The organism is Blautia sp. BIOML-A1 (assembly GCF_009883055.1).
Classification (GTDB): Bacteria; Bacillota; Clostridia; order Lachnospirales; family Lachnospiraceae; genus Blautia_A.
This window is the reverse complement of the sequence record NZ_WWVR01000004.1, coordinates 47,920-70,342: the sequence shown is the minus strand read 5'-3', so window position 1 is coordinate 70,342 and position 22,423 is coordinate 47,920. Positions and strand designations below refer to the sequence as shown.

The 22,423-nt window shown below is 46.2% G+C and carries 21 protein-coding genes; 4 read left to right on the top strand and 17 right to left on the bottom strand.

Going from position 1 to position 22,423, the window contains the following annotated elements; genetic code table 11:
• Positions 1–7: 7 nt before the first annotated feature.
• From cbiB to GT674_RS03420, 8 genes are all read right to left on the bottom strand, one after another.
• Positions 8–988, bottom strand: coding sequence for an adenosylcobinamide-phosphate synthase CbiB (cbiB, locus tag GT674_RS03455; protein ID WP_330585457.1), 981 nt, complete (start codon positions 986–988; stop codon positions 8–10).
• Complete coding sequence (locus GT674_RS03450) at positions 985–2,388, bottom strand: cobyrinate a,c-diamide synthase (RefSeq protein WP_161284435.1); 1,404 nt, start codon at positions 2,386–2,388, stop codon at positions 985–987. The genes cbiB and GT674_RS03450 overlap by 4 nt, the downstream gene beginning before the upstream one ends.
• On the bottom strand, positions 2,385–4,388 hold the full coding sequence (gene cobK / locus GT674_RS03445) for a precorrin-6A reductase (protein WP_161284434.1): 2,004 nt from the start codon (positions 4,386–4,388) through the stop codon (positions 2,385–2,387). The genes GT674_RS03450 and cobK overlap by 4 nt, the downstream gene beginning before the upstream one ends.
• Entirely contained in the window at positions 4,381–5,112 is a 732-nt protein-coding gene (cobJ, locus tag GT674_RS03440; RefSeq protein WP_161284433.1) for a precorrin-3B C(17)-methyltransferase, read from the bottom strand. The genes cobK and cobJ overlap by 8 nt, the downstream gene beginning before the upstream one ends.
• Entirely contained in the window at positions 5,105–6,196 is a 1,092-nt protein-coding gene (locus tag GT674_RS03435) for a cobalt-precorrin 5A hydrolase (RefSeq protein ID WP_161284432.1), read from the bottom strand. Before GT674_RS03435 ends, cobJ begins: the two co-directional genes overlap by 8 nt.
• 3 nt (positions 6,197–6,199) lie before the next feature.
• Positions 6,200–6,958 (bottom strand): precorrin-4 C(11)-methyltransferase, encoded by a 759-nt coding sequence (cobM, locus tag GT674_RS03430; protein ID WP_161284431.1) that lies wholly within the window; start codon positions 6,956–6,958, stop codon positions 6,200–6,202.
• Complete coding sequence (gene cbiD / locus GT674_RS03425; RefSeq protein ID WP_161284430.1) at positions 6,958–8,133, bottom strand: cobalt-precorrin-5B (C(1))-methyltransferase CbiD; 1,176 nt, start codon at positions 8,131–8,133, stop codon at positions 6,958–6,960. Before cbiD ends, cobM begins: the two co-directional genes overlap by 1 nt.
• 147 nt (positions 8,134–8,280) lie before the next feature.
• Positions 8,281–9,723 (bottom strand): L,D-transpeptidase family protein, encoded by a 1,443-nt coding sequence (locus tag GT674_RS03420; RefSeq protein ID WP_161284429.1) that lies wholly within the window; start codon positions 9,721–9,723, stop codon positions 8,281–8,283.
• Between the two features lie 214 nt (positions 9,724–9,937).
• Between GT674_RS03420 and GT674_RS03415 the strand changes: the two genes are divergently transcribed.
• Positions 9,938–10,819: an RluA family pseudouridine synthase gene (locus GT674_RS03415; protein WP_161284428.1), complete on the top strand. Its 882-nt coding sequence runs from the start codon at positions 9,938–9,940 to the stop codon at positions 10,817–10,819.
• Between the two features lie 67 nt (positions 10,820–10,886).
• Here the strand turns inward: GT674_RS03415 and GT674_RS03410 are convergent, their stop codons facing one another.
• The 3 genes from GT674_RS03410 to coaBC form a co-directional block, all read right to left on the bottom strand.
• The gene (locus GT674_RS03410; protein ID WP_161284427.1) at positions 10,887–11,651 is read right to left on the bottom strand and encodes a type III pantothenate kinase; all 765 of its coding nucleotides are present in this window, start codon (positions 11,649–11,651) and stop codon (positions 10,887–10,889) included.
• 26 nt (positions 11,652–11,677) lie between these two features.
• On the bottom strand, positions 11,678–12,316 hold the full coding sequence (locus GT674_RS03405) for an ECF transporter S component (RefSeq protein WP_161284426.1): 639 nt from the start codon (positions 12,314–12,316) through the stop codon (positions 11,678–11,680).
• 95 nt (positions 12,317–12,411) lie between these two features.
• The gene (coaBC, locus tag GT674_RS03400; protein ID WP_161284425.1) at positions 12,412–13,617 is read right to left on the bottom strand and encodes a bifunctional phosphopantothenoylcysteine decarboxylase/phosphopantothenate--cysteine ligase CoaBC; all 1,206 of its coding nucleotides are present in this window, start codon (positions 13,615–13,617) and stop codon (positions 12,412–12,414) included.
• 188 nt (positions 13,618–13,805) lie between these two features.
• On the opposite strand from coaBC, the gene GT674_RS03395 reads away from it, so the two are divergent.
• Complete coding sequence (locus tag GT674_RS03395) at positions 13,806–14,369, top strand: tRNA (mnm(5)s(2)U34)-methyltransferase (RefSeq protein WP_161284424.1); 564 nt, start codon at positions 13,806–13,808, stop codon at positions 14,367–14,369.
• Between the two features lie 122 nt (positions 14,370–14,491).
• On the opposite strand, the gene GT674_RS03390 is transcribed toward GT674_RS03395, so the two are convergent.
• Positions 14,492–15,223: a peptidylprolyl isomerase gene (locus tag GT674_RS03390; protein ID WP_161284423.1), complete on the bottom strand. Its 732-nt coding sequence runs from the start codon at positions 15,221–15,223 to the stop codon at positions 14,492–14,494.
• A gap of 212 nt (positions 15,224–15,435) precedes the next feature.
• On the opposite strand from GT674_RS03390, the gene GT674_RS03385 reads away from it, so the two are divergent.
• Positions 15,436–15,915, top strand: coding sequence for an S-ribosylhomocysteine lyase (locus GT674_RS03385; RefSeq protein WP_161284422.1), 480 nt, complete (start codon positions 15,436–15,438; stop codon positions 15,913–15,915).
• Between the two features lie 92 nt (positions 15,916–16,007).
• Here GT674_RS03385 and GT674_RS03380 read toward each other — a convergent pair whose 3' ends face one another.
• From GT674_RS03380 to hydA, 3 genes are all read right to left on the bottom strand, one after another.
• The gene (locus GT674_RS03380; protein WP_161284421.1) at positions 16,008–16,457 is read right to left on the bottom strand and encodes an SH3 domain-containing protein; all 450 of its coding nucleotides are present in this window, start codon (positions 16,455–16,457) and stop codon (positions 16,008–16,010) included.
• 106 nt (positions 16,458–16,563) lie between these two features.
• Positions 16,564–17,610 carry a [FeFe] hydrogenase H-cluster radical SAM maturase HydE gene (hydE, locus tag GT674_RS03375; RefSeq protein WP_161284420.1) on the bottom strand — a complete coding sequence of 349 codons (1,047 nt, stop codon included), beginning with the start codon at positions 17,608–17,610 and terminating at the stop codon, positions 16,564–16,566.
• 24 nt (positions 17,611–17,634) lie between these two features.
• Positions 17,635–19,008, bottom strand: a complete 1,374-nt coding sequence (gene hydA / locus GT674_RS03370; RefSeq protein WP_161284419.1) for a dihydropyrimidinase — start codon at positions 19,006–19,008, stop codon at positions 17,635–17,637.
• A 245-nt stretch (positions 19,009–19,253) separates the two neighbouring features.
• On the opposite strand from hydA, the gene GT674_RS03365 reads away from it, so the two are divergent.
• Positions 19,254–19,898 (top strand): helix-turn-helix transcriptional regulator, encoded by a 645-nt coding sequence (locus tag GT674_RS03365; protein ID WP_161284418.1) that lies wholly within the window; start codon positions 19,254–19,256, stop codon positions 19,896–19,898.
• Between the two features lie 40 nt (positions 19,899–19,938).
• On the opposite strand, the gene GT674_RS03360 is transcribed toward GT674_RS03365, so the two are convergent.
• Together GT674_RS03360 and GT674_RS03355 are read right to left on the bottom strand one after the other, a co-directional pair.
• Positions 19,939–20,940 (bottom strand): cytidylate kinase-like family protein, encoded by a 1,002-nt coding sequence (locus tag GT674_RS03360; RefSeq protein WP_161284417.1) that lies wholly within the window; start codon positions 20,938–20,940, stop codon positions 19,939–19,941.
• Positions 20,941–20,952: 12 nt separating this feature from the next.
• Positions 20,953–22,350, bottom strand: coding sequence for a sodium:proton antiporter (locus GT674_RS03355; RefSeq protein ID WP_373090500.1), 1,398 nt, complete (start codon positions 22,348–22,350; stop codon positions 20,953–20,955).
• Positions 22,351–22,423: the final 73 nt, after the last annotated feature.

Below are 22,423 nucleotides of genomic sequence, written 5' to 3'. Positions count from 1 at the left end.
TAATCCTTTATAAAACCCAGAATCCGACGGCGATCCGAATAAGCAGACAGATCAGAATGCCAAGAATGGCCGTTCCATACATCAGACGGTTTGAGCGTCGGATATCTTCCGGCTCCACTGCACGGATCGGATCACCTATCGTCGGTTTCTCATATAATTTACCAAAATAATAAGCATTTCCGGCAAGCTGCACATCAAGAGCCCCTGCCATGGCCGCCTCTGTCTGTGCAGAATTTGGACTTGCATGATTTCTTCTGTCCCTGCGATAAATCCTGGCCGCCTGTCTACCATCCATGCCGCAGATAAAAGAGGCCGCCACCATCAGCCAGCCAGAAATTCTTGCCGGAAGATAATTTGCCACATCATCAAGCTTTGCACTGCATCTTCCAAAATATAAATATTTATCGTTTTTGTAGCCCAGCATGGAATCCATTGTGTTGATCCCTTTATACAGGAACATAAGCGGTGCACCACCAATCGCCATGTAGATCATCGGTGCGATCACTCCGTCAGAACAGTTTTCTGCCACCGTTTCTACTGCCGCCTTGGTCACACCGTTCTCTGTAAGTTCTTTCGTATCTCTTCCCACGATCATGGAAACTGCATAACGTGCCTCCTCAATCGTTCCATTCACCAGACGGTCATACACCTTCATGCTCTCATCCCTTAAAGATCGCGTTGCAAGAAGCTGATAGCACCAGAAAGTCTCCAGAAGCACGCCTGCTGCCGGGAAATATCCATACAAAAGATACAGTACGATGCCCGGTACACCAAAAGAAAAAAGACAGACCACTAAGGTTTCCACAAAACCGCCAGCCAGCTCTCCTGCATTTGTTTTGGGAAAGATTTTGCGGATTCCCTTTTCCAGTACGGAGATCAGATTCCCAATCAGACAGACCGGATGATACAGCCATCTGGGATCTCCAAATATCAGATCAAGTAAAAACCCTGCTGCCAGGGCTATCGTATGATAGATCACGTTTGTCACTCTTCCTGATCCTCCTGTCTTAAAGAAGATCTCTGTTTTTTGTATGCGAGGCATTTCTCCAGAAAAGCCCTCGGCACTTCAGGATTTCCATAATAGTATAAATGCGGAAAACCAGCCATCATGCTGTCGCTTCCGTGAATACACTCCCAGCCTCTCTGACTCTCTGGTTTCGCCGCGTGAAAATCATCTCCACAGCTTTCAGAATCAAAATAGTGGAATTCATGTGCCGGGATCTCTCCGAAATCCTCTCTTCCAAAGACTGATTTTTTCTGTGTCAACGTCACATAACCGAATCTCGAGAGCTTCGGTGTACGGTACGCTCTGCCAGGAATAACCCCGACTGTCTGATAAAACCTTCCGTCCATTCCCTCCAGTTCTTCATGGAGATACATAAAACCTCCGCACTCTGCCATACATGGCATTCCTGCTTTCAATTCTTCGCGTATCCTGTTTCTCATAGGGATATTTTGTTCCAGTTTTTTTCCGTTTAATTCAGGATAGCCTCCATACAGAAGAAGTCCGTCCAGTTCATCTGGAAAATTTCCGTCCTTTAGAGGCGAAAACGGGATCAGTTCTGCTCCCATTTCTTTCAGAAGTTCAAAATTATCCTCATAGAAAAAACAGAAGGCCTCATCCTCTGCAACTCCGATACGCACCGGCTCCGGAAGACGGAAATCAGATACAGCCTCCGGCTTTGTGTCCGAGATCTCTGGTGCTTTCTGTGCAAGCTTCAGGATCCGGTCAATATCCAGCGTCTTTTCAAGGACGCCGGCCAGCTTATGAAGTCTTTCTTTTAATTCCGGGATTTCATCCGGGAGGACCAGTCCAAGATGTCTGCTCTCGATCACACAGTCCTCCACCTTCGGAACATAACCAAGAACCTCAACTCCCAGTTCTTCCTCCAGAAGTTTCTTCATTCTCGGATACAGCATCGGAGACATCTGATTAAAGATCACACCTCTGATATGGCTGTCTTTTCTGTATTCCATAAAACCCCTGACATAAGCAGCCAGAGATACGCTCATCCCCCGGCTGTTCACGATCAGAATAACCGGTGTATCTGTCACTTTGGCAAGATCATAGGCACTGGCTCTGGTTGTCGTTCCCGCCACACCGTCATAAAATCCCATAACGCCTTCCATGACTGCAATCTCACAGTCCTTTGCAGTTCTGGCAAGGAGATATCTGGTTACTTCAGACTCTGTAAAAAAGGTGTCCAGGTTTCGGGATTTTGTTCCGATCACCCGGCTGTGGAACATCGGATCGATATAGTCCGGACCACATTTAAAGGATGCCGTTTTGACACCACGTTCCATAAGTGCCTGTAAAAGTCCACAGGTGATCAGGGTCTTACCACTTCCGCTGCTTCCGGCCGCCAGAAGGATTCTTGGTATTTTCATGCCTGTTCCTCCACTTCTTCTGAAGTTTTAAGCATCTGTACCGTGATGATGTAAATAGGATTTTCTCCCATCATCATATGATACCTTCCGATATTTTTGGATCTGGAAACACAGAGCTGGACAATCTCATTCTCACATTCACAGCCTTCCTGTTTCGCAAGCTCACGGATGCAGCCAAGTGCCTCTCCCACCGTCTCCAGTGTAATACAGTTGATCACGATCCGCACCTGCAGATTCTTCTTTATCAGAAGCTCAACGATCTCTTTCATATTTCCTGAAGAACCTCCGATAAAAGCATGCGTCGGAACCGGCAGTTCTTCCAGTGCCTCCGGTGCAGTTCCCGGAATAATGTACATATGATCCAGTGCAAACTTCTTCTTATTCTGTGCGAGAAGTGCAAGTGCGTCTTCCTTTTTCTCGATCGCATAAACCTCGCCCTCGGATGCACGAAGTGCCATCTCCACAGAAACAGATCCGGTTCCTGCGCCAATATCATAACAAACTGCATCCTTCGAAAGTTTCAGCTTTGCAAGCGAAACCGTACGCACCTCTGCCTTGGTCATCGGTGCCTTGCCGCGGATAAATTCTTCGTCTGACAGTCCATGCGTTGCCGGCTCCGGCTCTGCCTTGAGATTGTACGCACAGATCACACTCAACGGATCTCCCTCATAGGAAACAAGTTCTTTTGCCTGTTTTGACAAAATCTTTTCATTATCGTAGGAAAGATTTTCCCCGACATGGAGGATAACATCACCCATTCCATAAAATGTAAGCTTCTCTGCCAGGTTACGGACTCCGTCATTTGTTCCGAGAATTGCAAAAACCTTACGTTTCTCACGAATCAGCGAAATAAGATTACAGGTCTTGCCGTGTGCACTGACAATCTTTGCATCATCCCAGGAAAGTCCAATCTTCGACATAAAATAAACTACAGAAGAAATCCCGCAGATCATTTTGGTTTCCGGACCAAGAAGTTCCACAAGCTTCTTTGCACCGCTGTAAAATCCGACGTCACCGGACAGTGCAACCACAACTTTCGTATATTCTGGATGCTCTGCAAGATACGCTGCAATCTCCCTGCTTCGGTATTCATACAGGAAATCCTGTCCCGGAAGTCGTACAGCATCAACCATCCTTCTGGCCCCTACAATCAAGTCTGCACTTCTGACAGCTTCTCGCCCTTCCAAAGTCAGAGTTCCAATGCTGCCCATACCTATTCCGAGAAGTGTAACGTTCTGCTCTTTCTTAAGGCCATAACGCTCGATCAGCATATGTCTGCATTCCTTTAAGGAGAGTCCTTCCTCAGCGAGCGGTCTGCCAATGATCACTGCCGTCACGCCCAGGGCCTCTGCCGCCTGGATCTTCTCCAGGAAACCGCCTGCTTTCCCGGAATCCTTGGTAACCAGATACTTACACTGATACTGTTCAAGCATTGCCTGATTCAGTTCTTTTGAAAAAGGTCCCTGCATTGCGATCAGATTTCTGCCCTCAAAGCCAAGTGCCTGACAGGATTCGATCACTGACGGGAGAGAAAGTACTCTGGCAAACAGCCTTTTGTTATAATCTGAAACAGAAGTAAATACTGCCAGTTCCTTACTTCCGGTTGTCAGAAGCACGTTTCCTTCTGTCCCTTCGAGATACTCCGCTGCTTCCTTTGCATCCCGGACATAAACAGCATTCTGCTGCTCACTTCCTGTACGGAGGATTCTTGTATAAGAAACTCCGGTTTCCTCACAGGCTTTCCTGATATTCTGTGTCACCTCCGCCGCATACGGATGGGTCGCATCCAGGACCAGCTCCGGCTTCTCTCTGAAAAAAAGGTCCCTCATCTGCTGCTCATCCAGCCTTCCTGCCTGTACGTGCAGACAGGAATTTTCCTGCAGAGACTTTGAGCCATATTCTGTTGCAACGCAGGCAAGCACCGGGAGCTGGTTTTCGCTGAGGAAACGACTGATCTCGTATCCTTCGGTCGTCCCGGCAAATACAATGACTTTATACATTCCTGTATCCTCGTGGTGTTACCATCTTACCGTTTATTTCTTTTGTCTGAGAGTTTCCGATAAATACGGTTGTAAACATATCCACCTGTGTATCACGAAGTTCTCTGAGTGTCATCAGATGATACTCTTCGCCTTCACGTCCGATATTGCATACAGTTCCGCATACAGTGTCCGGAGATTTGTACTGCATCATCAGATCGCAGGCCTTCTGAAGATAATCATGGCGTTTTTTACTGGATGGATTATAAAGACAGATCACAAAGTCTGCCTGAGACGCACCAAGAAGTCTGGCTTCGATCTTTTCCCACGGAGTCAGAAGATCGCTTAAGCTGATCAGACAGAAATCATGGATCAGCGGTGCCCCAAGTACTGCCGCCCCTCCAAGAGCTGCTGTGACACCCGGAACGATCTCAAGTTCAACATCCGGATAATTCACTCCAACCTCATACATAAGACCGGCCATACCATAAACACCGGCATCGCCGCTGCAGATCATAGAAACAACCTTACCCTTCTTTGCCTCCTCAAATGCCAGCACACAGCGGTCTACTTCTTTTTTCATCGGTGTGGTAAGAAACTCCTTATCCGGGAATGTATCCTTTACAAGATCTACATAAACGGTATATCCGATGATCGCGTCACTGTTTTTCAGGGCTTCCATAGCGATACCGGTCATCTGGTCACAGCCTCCCGGCCCGATTCCTACAACATATATTTTATTCAAAACGTACCTCCCATTTCCGGAGTGCAAGAGCTGTCGTCACACCCTCTCTTCCGGTCTTTTTTCTGATCAGTCTGCCATTGTCTGAACCCAGGACTGCACTTCGCTCACAGACATTCTCCACACCTGTGATGGTCCTTACAAAAGCAGACGGAGTAAATTCTCCTTCGACATTTTTCAGTTCTTCCTCTGTATAGGTGACAAAAGGAAGCTTCCATTCTTCTGCCAGGGCATTCAGACCCGGCTCATCTTTCTTGATGGAAATACTTGCAAGATTTCTGACTGCCTGACGGTAAATATCCGCCTCCCTGAGACAGTTCTCGGCCTCTTTTTGGATGATGGCAGCTTCTTTGTTCTTCCTGCAGCCCATTCCAAGTGTAACCACCGGCGGCACGACCTGTGTCGTAGCCGCAAACGGCCGGCAGGAAGGATGGATCGTTACCGCCACTCCAGCTTCCGGTACGGATTCTCCCCCGAGTGGAATTCCCTCTGCATCACATTCTGTCAATCCATTTGGAAGTGCTCCCACGAATGGAAATTCACTGTAAAATCCTACGGTTTTACCCGCCAGCAGTGCCGCTGAAACCTCCTTCGCAGCCTTCATGAACAGAATTTCACAGTCGTTTTTTCTGGAAAAAACATCGACTGCAAACCGCTTATGAAGGTCTGTCGCTGTCGTCACGACCGGCTGTGCCCCCAGGATCTGTGCCGCTTTCAGGCTCAGTTCATTCGCTCCGCCCAGGTGTCCGGACAAAAGTGAGATTACAAACTGTCCGCACTCATCCACGACCAGAACTGCCGGGTCTGACTTCTTACTGGCAACCTGCGGTGCGATGCTGCGCACAGCAATCCCACAGGCTCCGACAAAAATAAGTCCATCCTCCCTGTGGAAGTGCTCTGCTGTCCAGTCTGCTGTACTCTCAGCGATAGAATCTTCCAGGTATCTGCTTTTTTTGTATAACTCTGTATGATAGCCGCACTTCTCCAGCCCTTCCTTAAGTTTCTGTGCAGTTTCTTTACCTGTAAGGCTGAAACAGATAATAGAAATCCTGCGGTCATCGTCAGATTCTTTTTCTGCAGTATTCATAATTTATTTTGTCGCTTCACGGAATTCCGTTGTAAATCCCGGATCATAGAGCTTGGAGCGGTCATACTGAGCCGCCTTGACAGAGTCTCCGATGATCATAAGTGCTGTTTTGGTGATATTATTCTCTGCTGCTGTCTGTGCAAGTGTGCCGACTGTGCAGACAAATTTCTTCTCATCCGGCCAGGTTGCCTTGTAAACGATCGCCGCCGGAGTATCCTTTGTATATCCGCCCTCGATCAGTCTTCTGCTCAGTTCCTCAAGCATTCCTGTACTTAAGAATACAACCATGGTTGCCTGATGTGCTGCAAAGGACTGAATGCTCTCCTTGCTCGGAACAGGAGTACGTCCTTCCATTCTGGTGATGATCACGCTCTGTGAAATCTCCGGAAGTGTATATTCCAGATTCAGCGCACTGGCTGCTCCGCAGAATGCACTGACTCCAGGACAATAATCATAAGCAATTCCTTTTTCATCGAGGATATCCATCTGCTCACGGATCGCACCGTAGATGCATGGGTCTCCTGTGTGAAGACGTACTGTTGTCTTTCCTTCTGCCTCTGCATTCTCGATCACACTGATCACTTCTTCCAGTGTCATTTTGGCACTGTTATGGATCGTGCATACATCCTTGCTGTATTCGAGAAGCTGCGGATTTACAAGAGATCCTGCATAGATGATAACGTCAGCCTCCTCAAGATACTGTTTTCCTCTGACTGTGATAAGATCCGGTGCTCCCGGACCTGCTCCTACGAAATGTACCATTACTCTCTATCTCCTTTACTGATTTTGTTGATAAGTTCTGCTGCATGCTCTGTCTGTCCAAGATATCCGTATTCATTAGAAAAGATCACCGCACCAAGCAGGATCTGCTGATAGGAACGATGATCCAGATAAAACTGGATCCTGTCTGTGATCTCTTTCATCGTTTCCCTGAGAATATGATTCTCATCGAGGACACGCAATGCCTCGTCTGTGGTGTTACACTGAAGAATGGATCTGGCGCATGCAAGATCCCCGCCTGCACGGATGGCATTGGCACAAAGTACCTCCATACGTGCATCTGCACTGTGTGAATGGGTATTCATGATACCCGCCGCAACCTTGACAAATTTACCGATATGGGAAATAAAGAGGATTCCCTTCACCCCCATATCAACGGCCATATCAATTGTCTCACCCACATAGTTGCTGCATTTGATGTTTTTTTCGAAGGGAAGTGCCATATGCTCTCTCAGGTAATCGGCTCCATAATTTCCGGGAGTCACCAGCATATACTGCTCTCCCATTGCCGCATGCTGCGACATTTCCACCCGGATACTGTCGATCAGAGCCTTCTCGCTCATAGGCTCTACGATCCCGGATGTACCAAGGATCGAGATACCGCCAACAATTCCCAGACGGGGATTGAAGGTCTTTCTGGCTATTTTTTCCCCTTCCGGAACAGAGATCGTCACCTTGAGTCCGCCCTCATAGTGATACCTGTCCGCGATTTCCTCTACTGCCTGTAAGATCATAGCCCTCGGCACTGGATTGATTGCAGCCTCCCCGATTTTCTGGGAAAGCCCGGGTTTGGTCACCCGTCCGACTCCTGTACCTCCATCTATTACAATACGATCCTCCATATCCGACCGTATCTGAAATTTCTCAACCTTTGCATAAACCAGGATTCCATTCGTGGTATCCGGATCGTCTCCCGCATCCTTACGGACTGCACAGCTTGCCGCGTTCTCATCCCGCTTCATGTCCAGAAGTTCCAGATGAAGAAGAATCCCCTTCGGGGTCATAAGTTCTGCTTCTCCGATCTCATCTTCTCCCAAAAGGAGCTCCGCTGCTCCTCTGGCTGCTCCTGCCGCACAGGAACCAGTTGTATAACCAAAGCGTAATTTCTTCTGATTTCTGACTACATAATAGTCTTCCAGTCCGGTTTTATGTACCATAAAATTCCTCCTTGCATCTGCCCATTAATTATATTATTTTGTATAAAAAATGTCAACGAAATGCACTTTTTCCCATATTTTTTCCAAAAAAGAAGACGCACCGCAGCAATGATTCAAAATCATTACCGCAGTACGTCTCTGTGACATTTAATAGATAATGATCGGATAACCGCCATCGATCGTATTATAGATCAACGCTGCCTGATCTTCAGGGAGATTGATGCAGCCGTGGCTTCCGGCACCGGATTTATAACGGTTTCCCCCAAAGGAAGACTGCCAGGATGCGTCATGAAGCCCCTGACCATATACGAATGGCATCCAATAGTTTACCTTGACGTTATATCCATACTCTTCGCTTGATAATTCAAACGGACTTGCCTTGTATGCGATCGGCCATGCACCACGATACGTCTCTCTGCCCTTGGTCGGAGCACCGCTTACAATGTCAGTTTCTGTCACAAGTGCACCGTCCTTATAAAGCCACAGATGCTGATTATCCAGACTGACTTCGATATAGCTTCCTGCCAGATCGTCCGTTCCGTTACGCTGCATTCCCTGAATGCTGTATACCGGATCTCTGGAAACTGCCGTTCCGCTCTTTAAGTCCTCAAGGAGCTGTGCAAATTCTCCATCCTGGTCGATCTGGAAACCATATTCATTCCCGGAGATTGTCACATCGTTTCCGTATGATGTATGGAAGGTTCTCGGCACATAGATTGTATTGTAGGTATTCGCAAGATTCTGAATATATGCCTTCGCAGCTTCCTGATCAATTCCGATATTCTCTCCGTCGATCGTGATCCAGGAATCGATGGTCTGGGAATCCAGAACCTCTGTAGTATTCCCAAAGGTATAGGTAATGGTTGTGCTTCTGTACTTCTTAAGCTGTTCATTCAAAGCGGCCAGTTTATTCTGCATTTCCTCATCAGCAGAAGTCTGCGGAAGCTTATAGCATTCTGTTCCCATTGTGATCCGTGCTTCCTCATCAAGAAGTCCGGAAGTAAAATCCGCATCCAGTGTCTGATCGACGAAACTTAGAAGTCGGCTTTCATCAATCTCATCACCCTGACTTTCACTGGTAAGTGTAAATTCTCTTTTCTGGTCATCGTACTGAATCGATGCATCTGTGGAAGCGGTACGTTCTCTGTCTCCAAAATGCTCTGCAGCAAGGGCTGTTTTTTCCTGCTCTGTATTTCTGTTGACCTTGTAGGAAATATTGACATTTTCCTGCTTTGCAAAGATCTTACGGTTTGCTTCTCTCTTCTTCTGAAGTTCTGTAAGCTGTACCTCAAGATCACTCTCATCCAGGCTGTAGCCCATGTCTTTCAGTGTCAGGCTGTAAACCTCCTGACCATTCTCCTGAAATACTATTTTCTTATTCTGAAAAGCTGTCAGGATCTTCTGTTTTGCATCTGCTGTGCTCAGCCGGGACACATCCAGGCCATAAATCGAAATCTTACGCCCCAGCGTGTTCGTATCTGCGATATGGATATAGGCAAAAAATCCCACTGTCAGTGCAGCCATGGCCCCGATACACACGCCTAAAATAATCTTTAGTGTCTTCCTGCTGATCTTTTTTTCTTCGCTCATTTGTCTCATTCCCCCGGCCTTATGTATTCTTAGCTTATGTAATAATTTTCCTTTTTATTATAACGGCGAGTCATAAATGCCCTGTAACCACTATTTACCTTATTATATATCGGATTGTGATTCCATTTTCCATTTATTTTTACAAAATCTGTAGAATTTTTCATGTCGTTGTCCTATACTGATGCCAGACCAATCATCAAAACGGAGAATTTTTATGGATAAAATCTTAACATACACGATCACATCACAGGAAGCCGGTGTGCAGGTGCTTGAATTTCTGCGCTCAAAGGGATTTTCCCGGCATATTCTGACTTCCATGAAGCCTGATAAAGAGGCACTTCTCGTAAATGGAGTGCGTGCCGGGGGACGAAGCATTCTAAAAGAAGGAGATCTTTTCCGAGTTCGCGTCATGGAAACAGCCACCACGGAAGGAATCGTTCCTGCATCCCTGCCCCTTAACATTCTTTATGAGGATGAGGACATTCTTGTCCTGAATAAGCCCGCCGATATGCCGGTCCATCCTTCTATTGGAAATTATACCAACACGCTCGCCAATGCCGCTGCTTTTTATTTCCAGGAAAGAGGAGAATTCTGTCCCTTCCGCTGCATCAACCGTCTGGACCGTGACACCTCCGGAGCCCTGGTTCTTGCCAAGAATGCCCTCAGTGCCGCGATTCTCTCTGCACAGATGCGTAACAGAGAAATCCGGCGCACTTACCTGGCTGTGGTCCGCGGTGTTACTCCACCGTCCGGAACCATCTCAGCTCCCATCGGCCGTGTCTCGGATTCCGTAATCCAGCGTCAGGTCGATCCGGAGTATGGCGAAACTGCGGTCACACATTATGAGCGGCTCGCCGTCCGAAATGATCACTCCCTCCTGGAAATCCATCTGGAAACAGGGCGTACTCACCAGATTCGGGTGCATATGGGATACATTGGACACCCGCTCCCTGCGGATTATCTGTATTGTCCGGTATATGATCATTTTAAACGTCAGCCCCTTCATTCTTACCAATTAAATTTCCGCCATCCTCTGACCGGCAAAGACCTTTGCTTCACTGCCCCCGTCCCACACGATATGACACGGGGATTCTGAAAAGAAAAAGTCATTTCGCTCCGCTGTTTTTATACAGTTGAAAGAAATGACTTTTATTTAATAATTCTTATTTGTTTTTATCGTAGATGACCTGAAGTCCTTTGAGAAGCAGATCGCAGTCGAGGATCATCTCCCGTTTACAGTGCGGAATGATCTTTCTGGACATTCCACCCGTAGCGATCACGGTAACCTTCTGTCCAAGCTCCTCTTCGATCCTGTCCACAATACCGTCCACCGCTGCTGCATTTCCATAAAGGATCCCACTCTTCATACAGTCGACGGTGTTCCGTCCAATGAGTCTCTTTGGCTCTTCAATACTGATTCCACTGAGCTGAGAAGCCCTGGCGGTCAGTGCGTCCAGAGAAATTCTGACTCCCGGCATAATCATACCGCCAATATAACGTTTCCTGTCATCCAGAACGGAAATAGTTGTTGCTGTTCCCATATCCACGATAACAAGCGGTACCGGATACTGTGCCAGTGCTGCAACTGCGTCCGCAACGCGGTCTGCTCCCATCTCTCCAGGATTATCAAGAACAATATTCAGTCCTGTCTTGACTCCGGGTCCCAGGATCATCGGCTGCTTCTTGAGGATTTTTTCGACTGCAAGCTTCACAGCATTCGTAATCTGTGGAACTACAGAAGAAATAATAGCTCCCTCAATATCCGGACGTTTGATATGATGGATATCAAGTATCGTCTTGAGATCGATGGCATATTCCAGTTCTGTCTTGGTATGGTTTGTGGAGATTCTCTCTATAAAATAAATCTTCTTTTCTTCAATACAGCCAACTACAATGTTGGTGTTTCCGATATCAATGGCTAAAATCATATTTCTCATTCCTGTTCTTATGCTTTTTATGCGACAGCATCAGGTTTTGCAATCTGAGATGCCGGAATCAGATGAGCTTTGGAAAGTGCAGTTCCCACTGCCGCTGTGAGGATCGTTGAAGAAACCATCTCACAGATCGCATTGACACCTACCATCAGGCAGCATCCGATAATTACATTTCTTCCACCCATCAGATTCTGAACTACTTCTGTGTTTCCGAACATTACGATCAGTGCACTCATAAAGAATAAAGTATTCAGAAATGCGGAAAAGAATCCGGTTACAGCACAGGACACATATACATTTGTTTTTCTTCTCATTCCTCTGAAAATATATCCGATCAGAAGTCCGTCAAGAATACGTGGTACAAAACACTGAACTGCACTTAAAAACGGATTAATCTGGAATAAAGCTGCTCCCAGTGCACTGGTTCCACCGATTCCCATTGCCTGCAGAAAACTGGTCAGTCCAAAGACAGCTCCAGCCACGGCTCCTCCTGTCGGTCCAAGAACAACCGCACAGATTGCGACCGGAATGACATTAAAGGTAACTGCCAGAGGTCCTATGTTGAGGTATCCAAGTGGTGTGTACGCCATCAGAAAAAGGATTCCTGACATCAGACCAAGAATTGTCAGCTGTGATGTGGTGAATTTGTTGCTTTTCATAATTTTCCTCCTTGTTATCGTTCCCTCCTTAAGGGATACAATACGGTACGGAACTGCGGGTATGTGATTTATTTACCCGCCTCCTGGTGAACGGGTTACTGATTCCTTTCTTTCATAACAGAAAGGATTTTATCCAGGATGACATTGGCTGCATCCTCCTTGCTCATAAGCTGGAGTGATACGTCTTCATCCTGTGTAATCAGAGTCAGTACATTGGTGTCACCCTGGAAGCCTGCACCTTCAACCTTAAGGTTGTTCGCTGCAACCATATCCAGATGCTTCTTTCCAAGTTTGGCTCTGGAATTACCAATCATATTCTGTGTTTCCATAGAAAATCCGCAGAGGAACTGTTCTTTCGTACGATGCTCGCCAAGATAGTTCAGAATATCGTCTGTCTTCTCCAGGGCAATACTCATCTCTTCATCCTTCTTCTTGACTTTCTCATCAAAGACTTTAAGGGGACGATAGTCTGCCACTGCTGCTGCCTTGATGATAATATCCTGCTCCGCACTTACAGACGTCACGGCATCGAACATATCCTTTGCCGTTACCACCGGAACTACCTTTACAAAAGGTGGTGGTGTGATGCTGCATGGTCCACTGACCAGCGTAACCTCGGCGCCACGGAGCATAGCCGCCTTTGCAAGTGCATATCCCATCTTACCCGAAGAATGATTTGTGATATAACGCACTGGATCAATGGCTTCCTGGGTAGGTCCGGCTGTAACCAGAACCTTCTTTCCCTCAAGATCCTTCTCCTTTGCGATTTCTCTCAAAATATAGGAAAGCAGCGTTTCCGGCTCCGGCATCTTGCCGGCCCCGGTATCCCCACAGGCAAGATAACCACTTGCCGGCTGGATCACTTCGTATCCATAATGCTCAAGCGTTTTGAGATTATCCTGCAGGATCGGATTTTCAAACATATTTGTATTCATGGCGGGGGAAATAAATTTCTTACATTTGCATGCCATAAGAGTTGTTGTCAGCATATCATCTGCGATCCCATGTGCAAGCTTGCCGATCACATTGGCACTGGCCGGTGCGATCATCGCCACATCTGCCTTCTTTGCGATCGAAATATGCTCTACCTGAAACTGGAAGTTTCTGTCAAAGGTATCTACCAGACATTTCGTTCCGATAAGCGATTCAAATGTAATCGGTGTAATGAAGTTCGTTGCATTCTTCGTCATCAGCACATGTACTTCCGCATGAAGCTTCTTCAGTGCACTTGCAAGATATGCAATTTTGTATGCCGCAATGCTTCCGGTGACTCCCAGAAGAACAGTTTTACCCTTTAACATAAATGATCCTTCCTTCTCTGTTCACAGTTTTCATATCTGTTCCATTATAACAGCCTCACTGACAATTGCAATGAATTTTTGCTGTGTTTCTTTTTTTGTACTCATTTTTATATTATAATAAAAACAGGGCAGCACCCTGTCATATACATTCAAAAGTGTCTGCCTGCCAAAGACGAAAGGAGTTACTTATGAAAAATTTTCAGATTACACAATGGTGTGCACGTTTTATAAAAGAACAGGTCTCTCCCGGAGATCTCTGTATCGACGCTACCATGGGAAACGGTAATGATACGCTTCTTCTCAGCACACTCTGCGGCAAAGATGGCAGAGTCATCGCCTTTGATATTCAGGAACAGGCAGTAAAAAGCACAAAGGAACGCCTCTCAAAGGCAGATGCCCCGGACAACTATACTCTGCTGCTTGAATCGCACACACAGATGTCTTCCTATGCAAAAGAAAATTCTGTGAGCTGTATTACCTTTAATCTCGGTTATCTTCCCGGCGGAGACCACACCATGGCAACCAAAAGCGACAGCAGCATTGCGGCTCTGACGCAGGGACTCTCTCTTCTCAAAAAAGGCGGTCTGATCTCTCTCTGCATCTACAGTGGAGGAGATTCCGGCTTCGAGGAACGGGATGCAGTTCTTACGTGGCTTGCAACACTTGATCCGCATAAATACCTGGTCATCCGAAGCGATTATTACAACCGTCCCAACCATCCACCCATTCCTGTCCTTATCATCAAACTGTAACCCTGGTTCCCTTTGATATCAGCAAAAACGGCGGCAGACCATACGGATAAAGACTCCTGTAATCCCGGATCTATATCTGTATTTTCTGTCGCCGTTTAATCTGATTCCTGTGAGATCTCCCGTCAGTCCTTGATCGTGATACTCTCGATCACAGGCTGTTTCTCTGACTCGATCGTTCCATTGTCATCCGTCGGAGCTGCATCCTTGCAGATCTTGTCTACCACATCCATACCTTCTGTCACATGACCAAAGGCTGCATAGTCCCCATCCAGGAAGGTACTGTCTGACTGAACAATAAAGAACTGAGAACTTGCACTGTCCGGATCACTGGATCTTGCCATGGAAATAGTTCCTCTTGTGTGGGAGATATCGTTCTTCACACCGTTGCTGGAAAACTCGCCCTTGATCGTCTCATCCGCACCGCCCGTTCCATTGCCTTTCGGGTCACCGCCCTGCATCATAAAACCATCTATGATACGCCAGAAAGTCAGGCCGTCATAAAAACCGTCCTGAGCCAGCTTTACAAAATTGGTCACAGTGATCGGTGCCGTATCTGCGTCGAGTTCTATCTCGATGCTTCCATAATCCTTAATATCAATCCCCGCATGATGGATCCCTGTCAGTTCCTCACTGGTATCCAGTTTTGCACTCTCTCCGTCGCTTCCATCTGTAAAACCGTCGGCTGCTGCCTCCTCCTCACTTACAGGTTCCTGTGTCACTTCCTTATCTGAAGAAGTCTCCTCTTTTGCAGTTTCTGTTTTTGTCGGCTCGGATGTCTTCGCGCTTCCACAGCCCGTAAGTGTACCAGCTGTGAGAACCACTGCAAAAACTGCTGCCAAAAATCTGGATTTCATTGTCAATTCCTCCTCTCATGCTGCTGTTTATTTTATATACAACAGCGCTTCGATGTCTGTTCTAACTCTTTCCTGTGCAACAGTTTAACATTACAACGATGCAAAGTCAATGCCGACAGCAATACCAGATAACAAGCACTTGTATCCCTTTCAAAGCTCTGTTACAATAAGGAAAGATGCTATATCAAAATACAGGAAAGGATCTGAAATACATGAAAAAAATAGCCAGCTTTACCATAGACCACATCAAGCTCCAGCCGGGCATCTATGTTTCCCGCAAGGACTATCTCGGTGACCAGGTCATTACTACCTTTGACATCCGCATGACCTCACCAAACGAAGAGCCTGTTATGAACACTGCAGAGCTTCATGCCATGGAACATCTCGCAGCCACTTTTCTCCGCAACCATGCAGAATTTGGCGGCAAAGTTATCTACTGGGGGCCAATGGGCTGCCGTACCGGAAACTATCTTCTTCTCGCGGGTGATTATGAATCCGCTGACATTGTTCCTCTCATGACAGAGATGTTTGAATTTATCCGTGATTTCGAGGGTGAGATTCCGGGTGCTTCTGCCAAAGACTGCGGAAACTACCTGGATATGAATCTCGGCATGGCAAAATACCTCGCTGACAAATATCTCCACGAGGTTCTCTATGACATCAGACCGGAGCGTCTTATTTATCCTGAATGATCTGTCTGTTCCACAAAAACAAAAAACGCTGAGCTTCCTTTTGGGAAATCTTCTCCCTGGAAGTTCAGCGTTTTGTCTGCATATTTTGCTGTTTACTGGGCAGCTGTCTGTGCGGCAGCTCCGGCCGGAGCAGTCGTAGAAACATACTGTGCACTGACATAACCTGTCTGACCATTGACCGTTACTTCAACCCACTGTCCATCCTCACTGACACCCGTACTTGTCAGTTCCTGTCCAGCAGTCGTTCCTGTGATCATCTGTGCTTCTGTACTGCAGTCAGAGCGGACGTTTACGCCCTCTACAACATAGTAAGTCGCATTTTGCTTTATGATATTCACACCGCTTGCTGTCTGCACAACCTCCTGAGCCGGAGTCGGAGTTGCTTCCGGAGTCGGAGTTGCTTCCGGTGTAGGAGTCGCGGTCGGAGTTGGAGTTGCTTCAATCACAGTCACCGTAGAGTCTTCCCCTCCGGTGCTGTAGCCACATCCGGATGCAAATACAGCCAGACCAGCCAGCACAATCAGTAATCTGGATTTTTTCATCTGAAATAATTCCTCCTTTATAGCATACAACCACTATACCCCATATACCATATCTATTGCAAGACTTTTTTGTAATCTCGTTACTGTTCGCTCCGTTCACAGAAACTTACCTGTGAACAGTTCTGTAATCTCCCCTGTCCGTCACGATCTGACAGCCAATTGCCTCCATTCGTCTGCTCAGACAATATCTGCATTCTGCCGCCTCATCACCTGTGCAGATCTTTCCATCGTACAACATATATTTCTTTCTCACAGAAACCGGCGAGAGATTTGGCATGACAACATTTGCGCCTGATCTCACTCCCAGTTCGCGGCCTTTCGGATGAATCGTACCCAGTGCCGTTGTTGCCGGAAGAAGTACATTTGGCAGCATCAGACGTAGAAGTGCCAGATAAAAAAGAGTATCCTCAAGAGTTCCGCTCTCTCTGTCATGAAATGGTGTATCCTGGTGTGCAATAAACGGGCCAATCCCAACCATCTCCGGATCCAGCTCCTTAAGAAACAAAAAATCCTCCACGAGATCATCCACCGTCTGGAAGGGAGAACCTACCATAAAGCCCGCACCTGTCTGATACCCCAGTTTCTTAAGGATACGAAGACAGTTCCTGCGGTTCTCACCGGACATTTCTGCCGGATGAAGCTTTCTGTAATGTTCCTCACATGCAGTTTCATGCCGAAGAAGATAACGGTCAGCCCCGGCCTCTCTGTAAGCACGATAACTTTCTTCGGATTTTTCTCCTATTGAAAGCGTCAGTGCACAATCCGGATAAATTTCTTTGATACCGCGGATCAGACTGACCAGTTTTTCATCGGTGTAATATCCGTCTTCTCCTCCCTGGAGTACAAAGGTCCGAAATCCCAGTTCATATCCTTCCCTGCAGCAGACAAGGATATCCTCTTCTGTCAGACGGTAACGCTGGGCATTTCGGTTGCTGCGGCGGATTCCACAGTAATAGCAGTCATTTTTACAGTAGTTTGTAAACTCGATCAGACCACGTACATAGATTTCATTTCCGTATACCTGCTGCCGCACCTGATCTGCCTGTTCCCGTGCATACAGATCTGTTTCTTTTGAACGTTCTGTCAGAAGCATTCTGAATTCTTCTGCTGATAGATCCTGCTCCCTGCGCAGCTTATCGATTAAATGTTTCATAAGATTTTCTCCGCCCACAGTTCATCAGAACTGTTTTCTGCCTCTGGCAATGTATCTGCCAAGTTTTTCTTTGACAAGCTTTCCATCCTCAACTGCAAGGTTTCCACGAAGAAAGACTTTGTCAATGCTGCATCCCAGCTTGAATCCCTCAAACGGGTTATTGTCTGTATTGTATGCATGAGTCGCTGCGGAGATCACGCTTTCTTTTGCCGGGTCAAGCACTACGATATCTGCGTCGCTTCCCGGTGTGATCGCACCTTTATTCGGATATACGCCATAAAGCTTTGCCGGATTTTCACAGAGGACTTTACACATCTGTTCCTGCGTGATCTTTCCGGTCTTAACTCCATAAGTATAGAGAAGAGTTCCTCTTGTCTGAACTCCCGGAAGTCCTCCCGGAATCCTGGTGAAGTCATCTTTTCCGAGGGCTTTCTGAGCCAGCGTAAAGCTGCACTGGTCTGTTGCCACCGTCTGGATCTCCTCGTCTGCCAGTGCCTTCCACAGGCAGTCCTGATCTTTTTTCTTGCGGATCGGCGGTGCACATACATAGACAGCACCTTCAAAATCCGGTTTGGAGTAAACACTGTCATCCAGAAGAAGATATTGCGGACAGGTTTCTGCGTAAACCTCCTGTCCATTCTTTCTTGCATGGATCACTTCCTCATAAGCTTTTTTGTTGGTAAGATGAACAATCATAACCGGTGCGTTGGCTTCCTTCGCGATCACAAGAAGGCGGTGAACCGCTTCTGCCTCCATGGTATCCGGTCTTACAAGCGGATGATTTTCCGGTCCGAATCGTCCTTCTTTTTTGGCTTCGGCAGTCAGAGCATCGATCACTCCGGCATTTTCACAGTGAACTCCGGCAAAGCATCCACATTCGCCTAATTTCTTCAGGATTTTATACATATCGCAGTCGTTTACAATCATTGCAGGATAAGTCATATAAAGCTTAAAGCTTGTAATTCCCTGGTCGATCATATCCTGAACTTCTGCTTCTGTCTTATCATTCCACTCTACGATAGACATATGAAAAGAATAATCGCAGGAACATTTGCCATCTGCTTTCTTATGCCATTTATCAAGTCCTTCCTTCAGTGTATGTCCACCCTTATCCTGTGATGCATAATCAATGATCAGTGTAGTTCCTCCCAGAAGTGCTGCTCTTGTTCCCGTCTCAAAATCATCTGCCGTGACAGTTCCTGCCACCTCCAGATCTAAATGTGTGTGTCCGTCAATAAAACCTGGAAACAGAAGCTTACCGGTTACATCGATCACCTGAGCTCCGTCCGCTGTAAGATTCCTTCCTACTTCTGTGATTTTTTCTCCGTCTACCAGAACATCCAGCATCTCCGACTTCTCTCCGGATACCACTGTTCCGTTTTTCAGTAAATATTTCATTCTTTACCACCCTTTCCTTCATAAGTTTATGCACCCCTGCATTTTAACTGTTGAATATCAAATATTACTATAATACAACAAATATATCACCAATTATCTCTGACAGCAACCATTATCTGTAAACAGCAACCAATAATATTTAGGCACCCTAAATTTTGCTCAGTAAAAAAAACTTTATATAAAAACGGTTTTGTGATATAGTATTTAATAAGCAGTTGTACCATTTAACAAAAGGAGGTAAAACAATGGGACGACTTACTGTACTTAAACAGATTGCGCGGGATCTGGCCTCTCAGTTTGGTCCGGAATGCGAGATCGTGATCCATGATCTCAAAACAAACGATCCAGAACATTCCATTGTCCATATAGAAAACGGACATGTGACAGGTCGTGGAATCGGAGACGGACCTTCCAATGCTGTTTTTGATGTAATCCGTCATAACAACAAAAAGAAAGTGAAAGAAGAAGAATTAAAGGATCATTCCGGCTATCTGATGAAAACTGCCGACGGCAAAATCCTGAAATGCAGCACTTCCTATATCCGTGATGATGACGGAAGTCTTCATTATGTCTTCGGTATCAACTATGACATCACCAAACTTACGATGATCGAAAGTGCTCTCCATTCTCTGATCACACCGGTCAACAAAGAAGAAAAGCCAAAAGAGATCACTCACAGTGTGAATGACCTTCTTGATCATCTGATCGAGGAGTCAGTTGCCCTTGTAGGCAAACCGGTTGCCCTGATGAACAAAGAAGACAAAGTCACTGCCATCCAGTTTCTGAATGATTCCGGGGCCTTCCTTATCACAAAATCCGGTGATAAGGTTGCCAACTATTTCGGTATTTCCAAATACACCCTGTACAGCTACATTGACGTGAACAAATAAAAACAGGAGGTTGAGAGCAAAAGTTCTCAACCTCCTGTTTTTATTGTGTCTGCTGATTAAGAAGTCGTTTGATCACATCTATTGTTTCCTTGATGCCATAGTTGGCACTGTTGATGCAGAGATCGTAATTTTCGGGTTTCCCCCACTTCTCACCGCTATAAAATTCATAATATTTCCTGTGCTGCTTATCCATCTTCTTAAGGAACTTCACAGCCTGCTTCATATTCATATTCCGGACATCCATGACGTGCTGAACACGTACCTGGAATGGTGCGCTGATGAAAATGCTGATGTGTGGAATATGGTTATTCTTAAGGATTGCATCGGCACATCGACCCATGATCAGACAGTCTTCTGTTCTGGCAAGGTCACAGATCAGGTCACTCATATTGAAGAATACTGCATCCTGCTTGTTCAGGCCATGATAACGATTCAGTTCTTTTAACTTTGCCTTCAGGCCTTCATGTGTCTTCTTTCCATATTTATTGAACTCTGTAAAGTTTTCTTTATCCTGCACCTCTCCCTTTTCGGCTTCCAGACGCTTCATTACCTGATCAAAGATTTCTACATCATAGTAATTGATACGAAGATTATCTGCAAGTTCAAATCCGATATCGTTTCCTGCACTTCCCTGTGTACGGCTGATACAGATCACAAGGTGGTCATCCTCTGAAAGTTTTTCTCTTCTTGCAGCAAGATTCAAAGCCACACGCTCGGCATCCATAATATCTGTAGAGCCAAACATATTCGGGAGCTGTTCGATTTCTTTGAGAATTTCATCATACTGTGTCATCAGGCGGCTTCTCTCACTGTCATCCTTGATAGTACGAGCCATGTTACTGATAAGAGCAAGTTCACTTCGAAGCAGATGTCCATCCGGCTTCGTATACATCAGCATACTTAAGGTACGGATCGTGGTATCGCGGTTTCCTGTAAAAGTACGTCCAAGAGAAGAACCAAGGACACGATAAACTTCTCCATCCAGATCATAGATCCGGGTCGCAAGCTTTGTATAAATTTCTTTGTTTATTTTTTCTGACATTCTTCTCCCCCCTTACATAAAGAACACAAGCATATCCAGGATAAATACCGGAACAAGAAATACCAGTGACCACAGAATGTATCCGAAGAAAGACGGCATATTCACACCGTTCTCGTCAGAAATAGCTTTAACCATAAAGTTCGGTGCATTTCCAATGTAGGTATTTGCACCCATAAATACAGCACCACATGAAATTGCTGAGAGCAGTTTTACCGGAATTGTACCAAGGCTTGTGGTAACTCCGTTCATAAAACCAAGGGTTCCTGCTGTGGTAAGGAATACCAGATAGGTCGGGGTATTATCCAGAAAACTGGACAGTGCACCGGTAGCCCAGAACATTTCCAGCGGTTTATAAAGCCCGATCTTCGGTCCAAGTGCTTTCAGAAGCATAAGTGCCGGCTGCATGGTGATAAAAATACCAATAAATAATACTGCAACCTCCTTTATAGCTCCCCAGGTAAAGTGGTTTCTTCTGCGGATACTCTTGTCTGTTGTCTTAAAGGACAAAAATGCAGCAAGAAGGATCATAATAACTTCAATCAGAGCCGGGAAAGTCAGTGTCACTTCTCCCAGGATACGAATACCCTTTACTGCACCTTCTGCGTTCTGGAATGCAGGAAGTCCCGGAAGAACACCACTTAAGATAACTGCTGCCACGATCATGATCAGAAAGACAATGTTATGAAGTCCATCGATATGGAATTCGGTACCCGGTTTGGAGATGTCCGGTTTACGACCCTGTGCGATATCTTTACGATATGCAAGCTTATCTACATGATAGAAAACAAACAACAGGATCACCATATTAAAGAGCAGTACCGGGAAAAGATGCAGACTCCAGAAGAATGGTACTCCTCGCATAAATCCCATCAGAAGCGGCGGGTCTCCGATCGGTGTCAGGCAGCCGCCCATATTGGACACCATAAAGATAAAGAACACCATGATATGGCTTTTTCTTTTTCTCCAGGAATTCATCTTGATCACCGGACGTACCATCAGCATACTGGCACCCGTTGTTCCAATACAGCTGGATAACAGCGTACCAAATGCCAGAAGGCATACGTTAACTCGCGGAGAACCGGCAAAGTCGCCCTCCATGGTAATATTTCCTGATACACAGAAAAGTCCAAAAAGAAGTACAATAAAAGTAAGATAGTCATTTATGATACAGTCCAGAACTGTTTCAGCAGCATCACCTGCTCCATAAACAACCGCAAAAGGAATGATCATCAGTACGATCCACATAAGTACCACATGCGGCTGATGTGCCTCCCACCATTCTGCTTTGATCAGCGGCATGATTGCAATGCAGAGCAGAAGTCCTGCAAACGGAATGCAGAGCCAGACCGGCACCTGTGCTGTAGTATCCTCTCCGGCAGCCCATACACCTGTCGGACAGGCAAGCAGCATCGTCAGCAGCATTCCAAAAAATGTTACTACTTTTTTCAAAACTGTCGCCCCCTCGTTTAATTTTTTAAGCAGT

Bases quoted from the DNA above. Each gene is read 5' to 3' on its own strand.
- GT674_RS03450 (WP_161284435.1), bottom strand. From the start codon at position 2,388: ATGAAAATACCAAGAATCCTTCTGGCGGCCGGAAGCAGCGGAAGTGGT.
- cobK (WP_161284434.1), bottom strand. From the start codon at position 4,388: ATGTATAAAGTCATTGTATTTGCCGGGACGACCGAAGGATACGAGATC.
- GT674_RS03435 (WP_161284432.1), bottom strand. From the start codon at position 6,196: ATGAATACTGCAGAAAAAGAATCTGACGATGACCGCAGGATTTCTATT.
- cobM (WP_161284431.1), bottom strand. From the start codon at position 6,958: ATGGTACATTTCGTAGGAGCAGGTCCGGGAGCACCGGATCTTATCACA.
- cbiD (WP_161284430.1), bottom strand. From the start codon at position 8,133: ATGGTACATAAAACCGGACTGGAAGACTATTATGTAGTCAGAAATCAG.
- GT674_RS03420 (WP_161284429.1), bottom strand. From the start codon at position 9,723: ATGAGCGAAGAAAAAAAGATCAGCAGGAAGACACTAAAGATTATTTTA.
- GT674_RS03415 (WP_161284428.1), top strand. From the start codon at position 9,938: ATGGATAAAATCTTAACATACACGATCACATCACAGGAAGCCGGTGTG.
- GT674_RS03410 (WP_161284427.1), bottom strand. From the start codon at position 11,651: ATGATTTTAGCCATTGATATCGGAAACACCAACATTGTAGTTGGCTGT.
- GT674_RS03405 (WP_161284426.1), bottom strand. From the start codon at position 12,316: ATGAAAAGCAACAAATTCACCACATCACAGCTGACAATTCTTGGTCTG.
- coaBC (WP_161284425.1), bottom strand. From the start codon at position 13,617: ATGTTAAAGGGTAAAACTGTTCTTCTGGGAGTCACCGGAAGCATTGCG.
- GT674_RS03395 (WP_161284424.1), top strand. From the start codon at position 13,806: ATGAAAAATTTTCAGATTACACAATGGTGTGCACGTTTTATAAAAGAA.
- GT674_RS03390 (WP_161284423.1), bottom strand. From the start codon at position 15,223: ATGAAATCCAGATTTTTGGCAGCAGTTTTTGCAGTGGTTCTCACAGCT.
- GT674_RS03385 (WP_161284422.1), top strand. From the start codon at position 15,436: ATGAAAAAAATAGCCAGCTTTACCATAGACCACATCAAGCTCCAGCCG.
- GT674_RS03380 (WP_161284421.1), bottom strand. From the start codon at position 16,457: ATGAAAAAATCCAGATTACTGATTGTGCTGGCTGGTCTGGCTGTATTT.
- hydE (WP_161284420.1), bottom strand. From the start codon at position 17,610: ATGAAACATTTAATCGATAAGCTGCGCAGGGAGCAGGATCTATCAGCA.
- hydA (WP_161284419.1), bottom strand. From the start codon at position 19,008: ATGAAATATTTACTGAAAAACGGAACAGTGGTATCCGGAGAGAAGTCG.
- GT674_RS03365 (WP_161284418.1), top strand. From the start codon at position 19,254: ATGGGACGACTTACTGTACTTAAACAGATTGCGCGGGATCTGGCCTCT.
- GT674_RS03360 (WP_161284417.1), bottom strand. From the start codon at position 20,940: ATGTCAGAAAAAATAAACAAAGAAATTTATACAAAGCTTGCGACCCGG.
- GT674_RS03355 (WP_373090500.1), bottom strand. From the start codon at position 22,350: ATGCTGCTTGCCTGTCCGACAGGTGTATGGGCTGCCGGAGAGGATACT.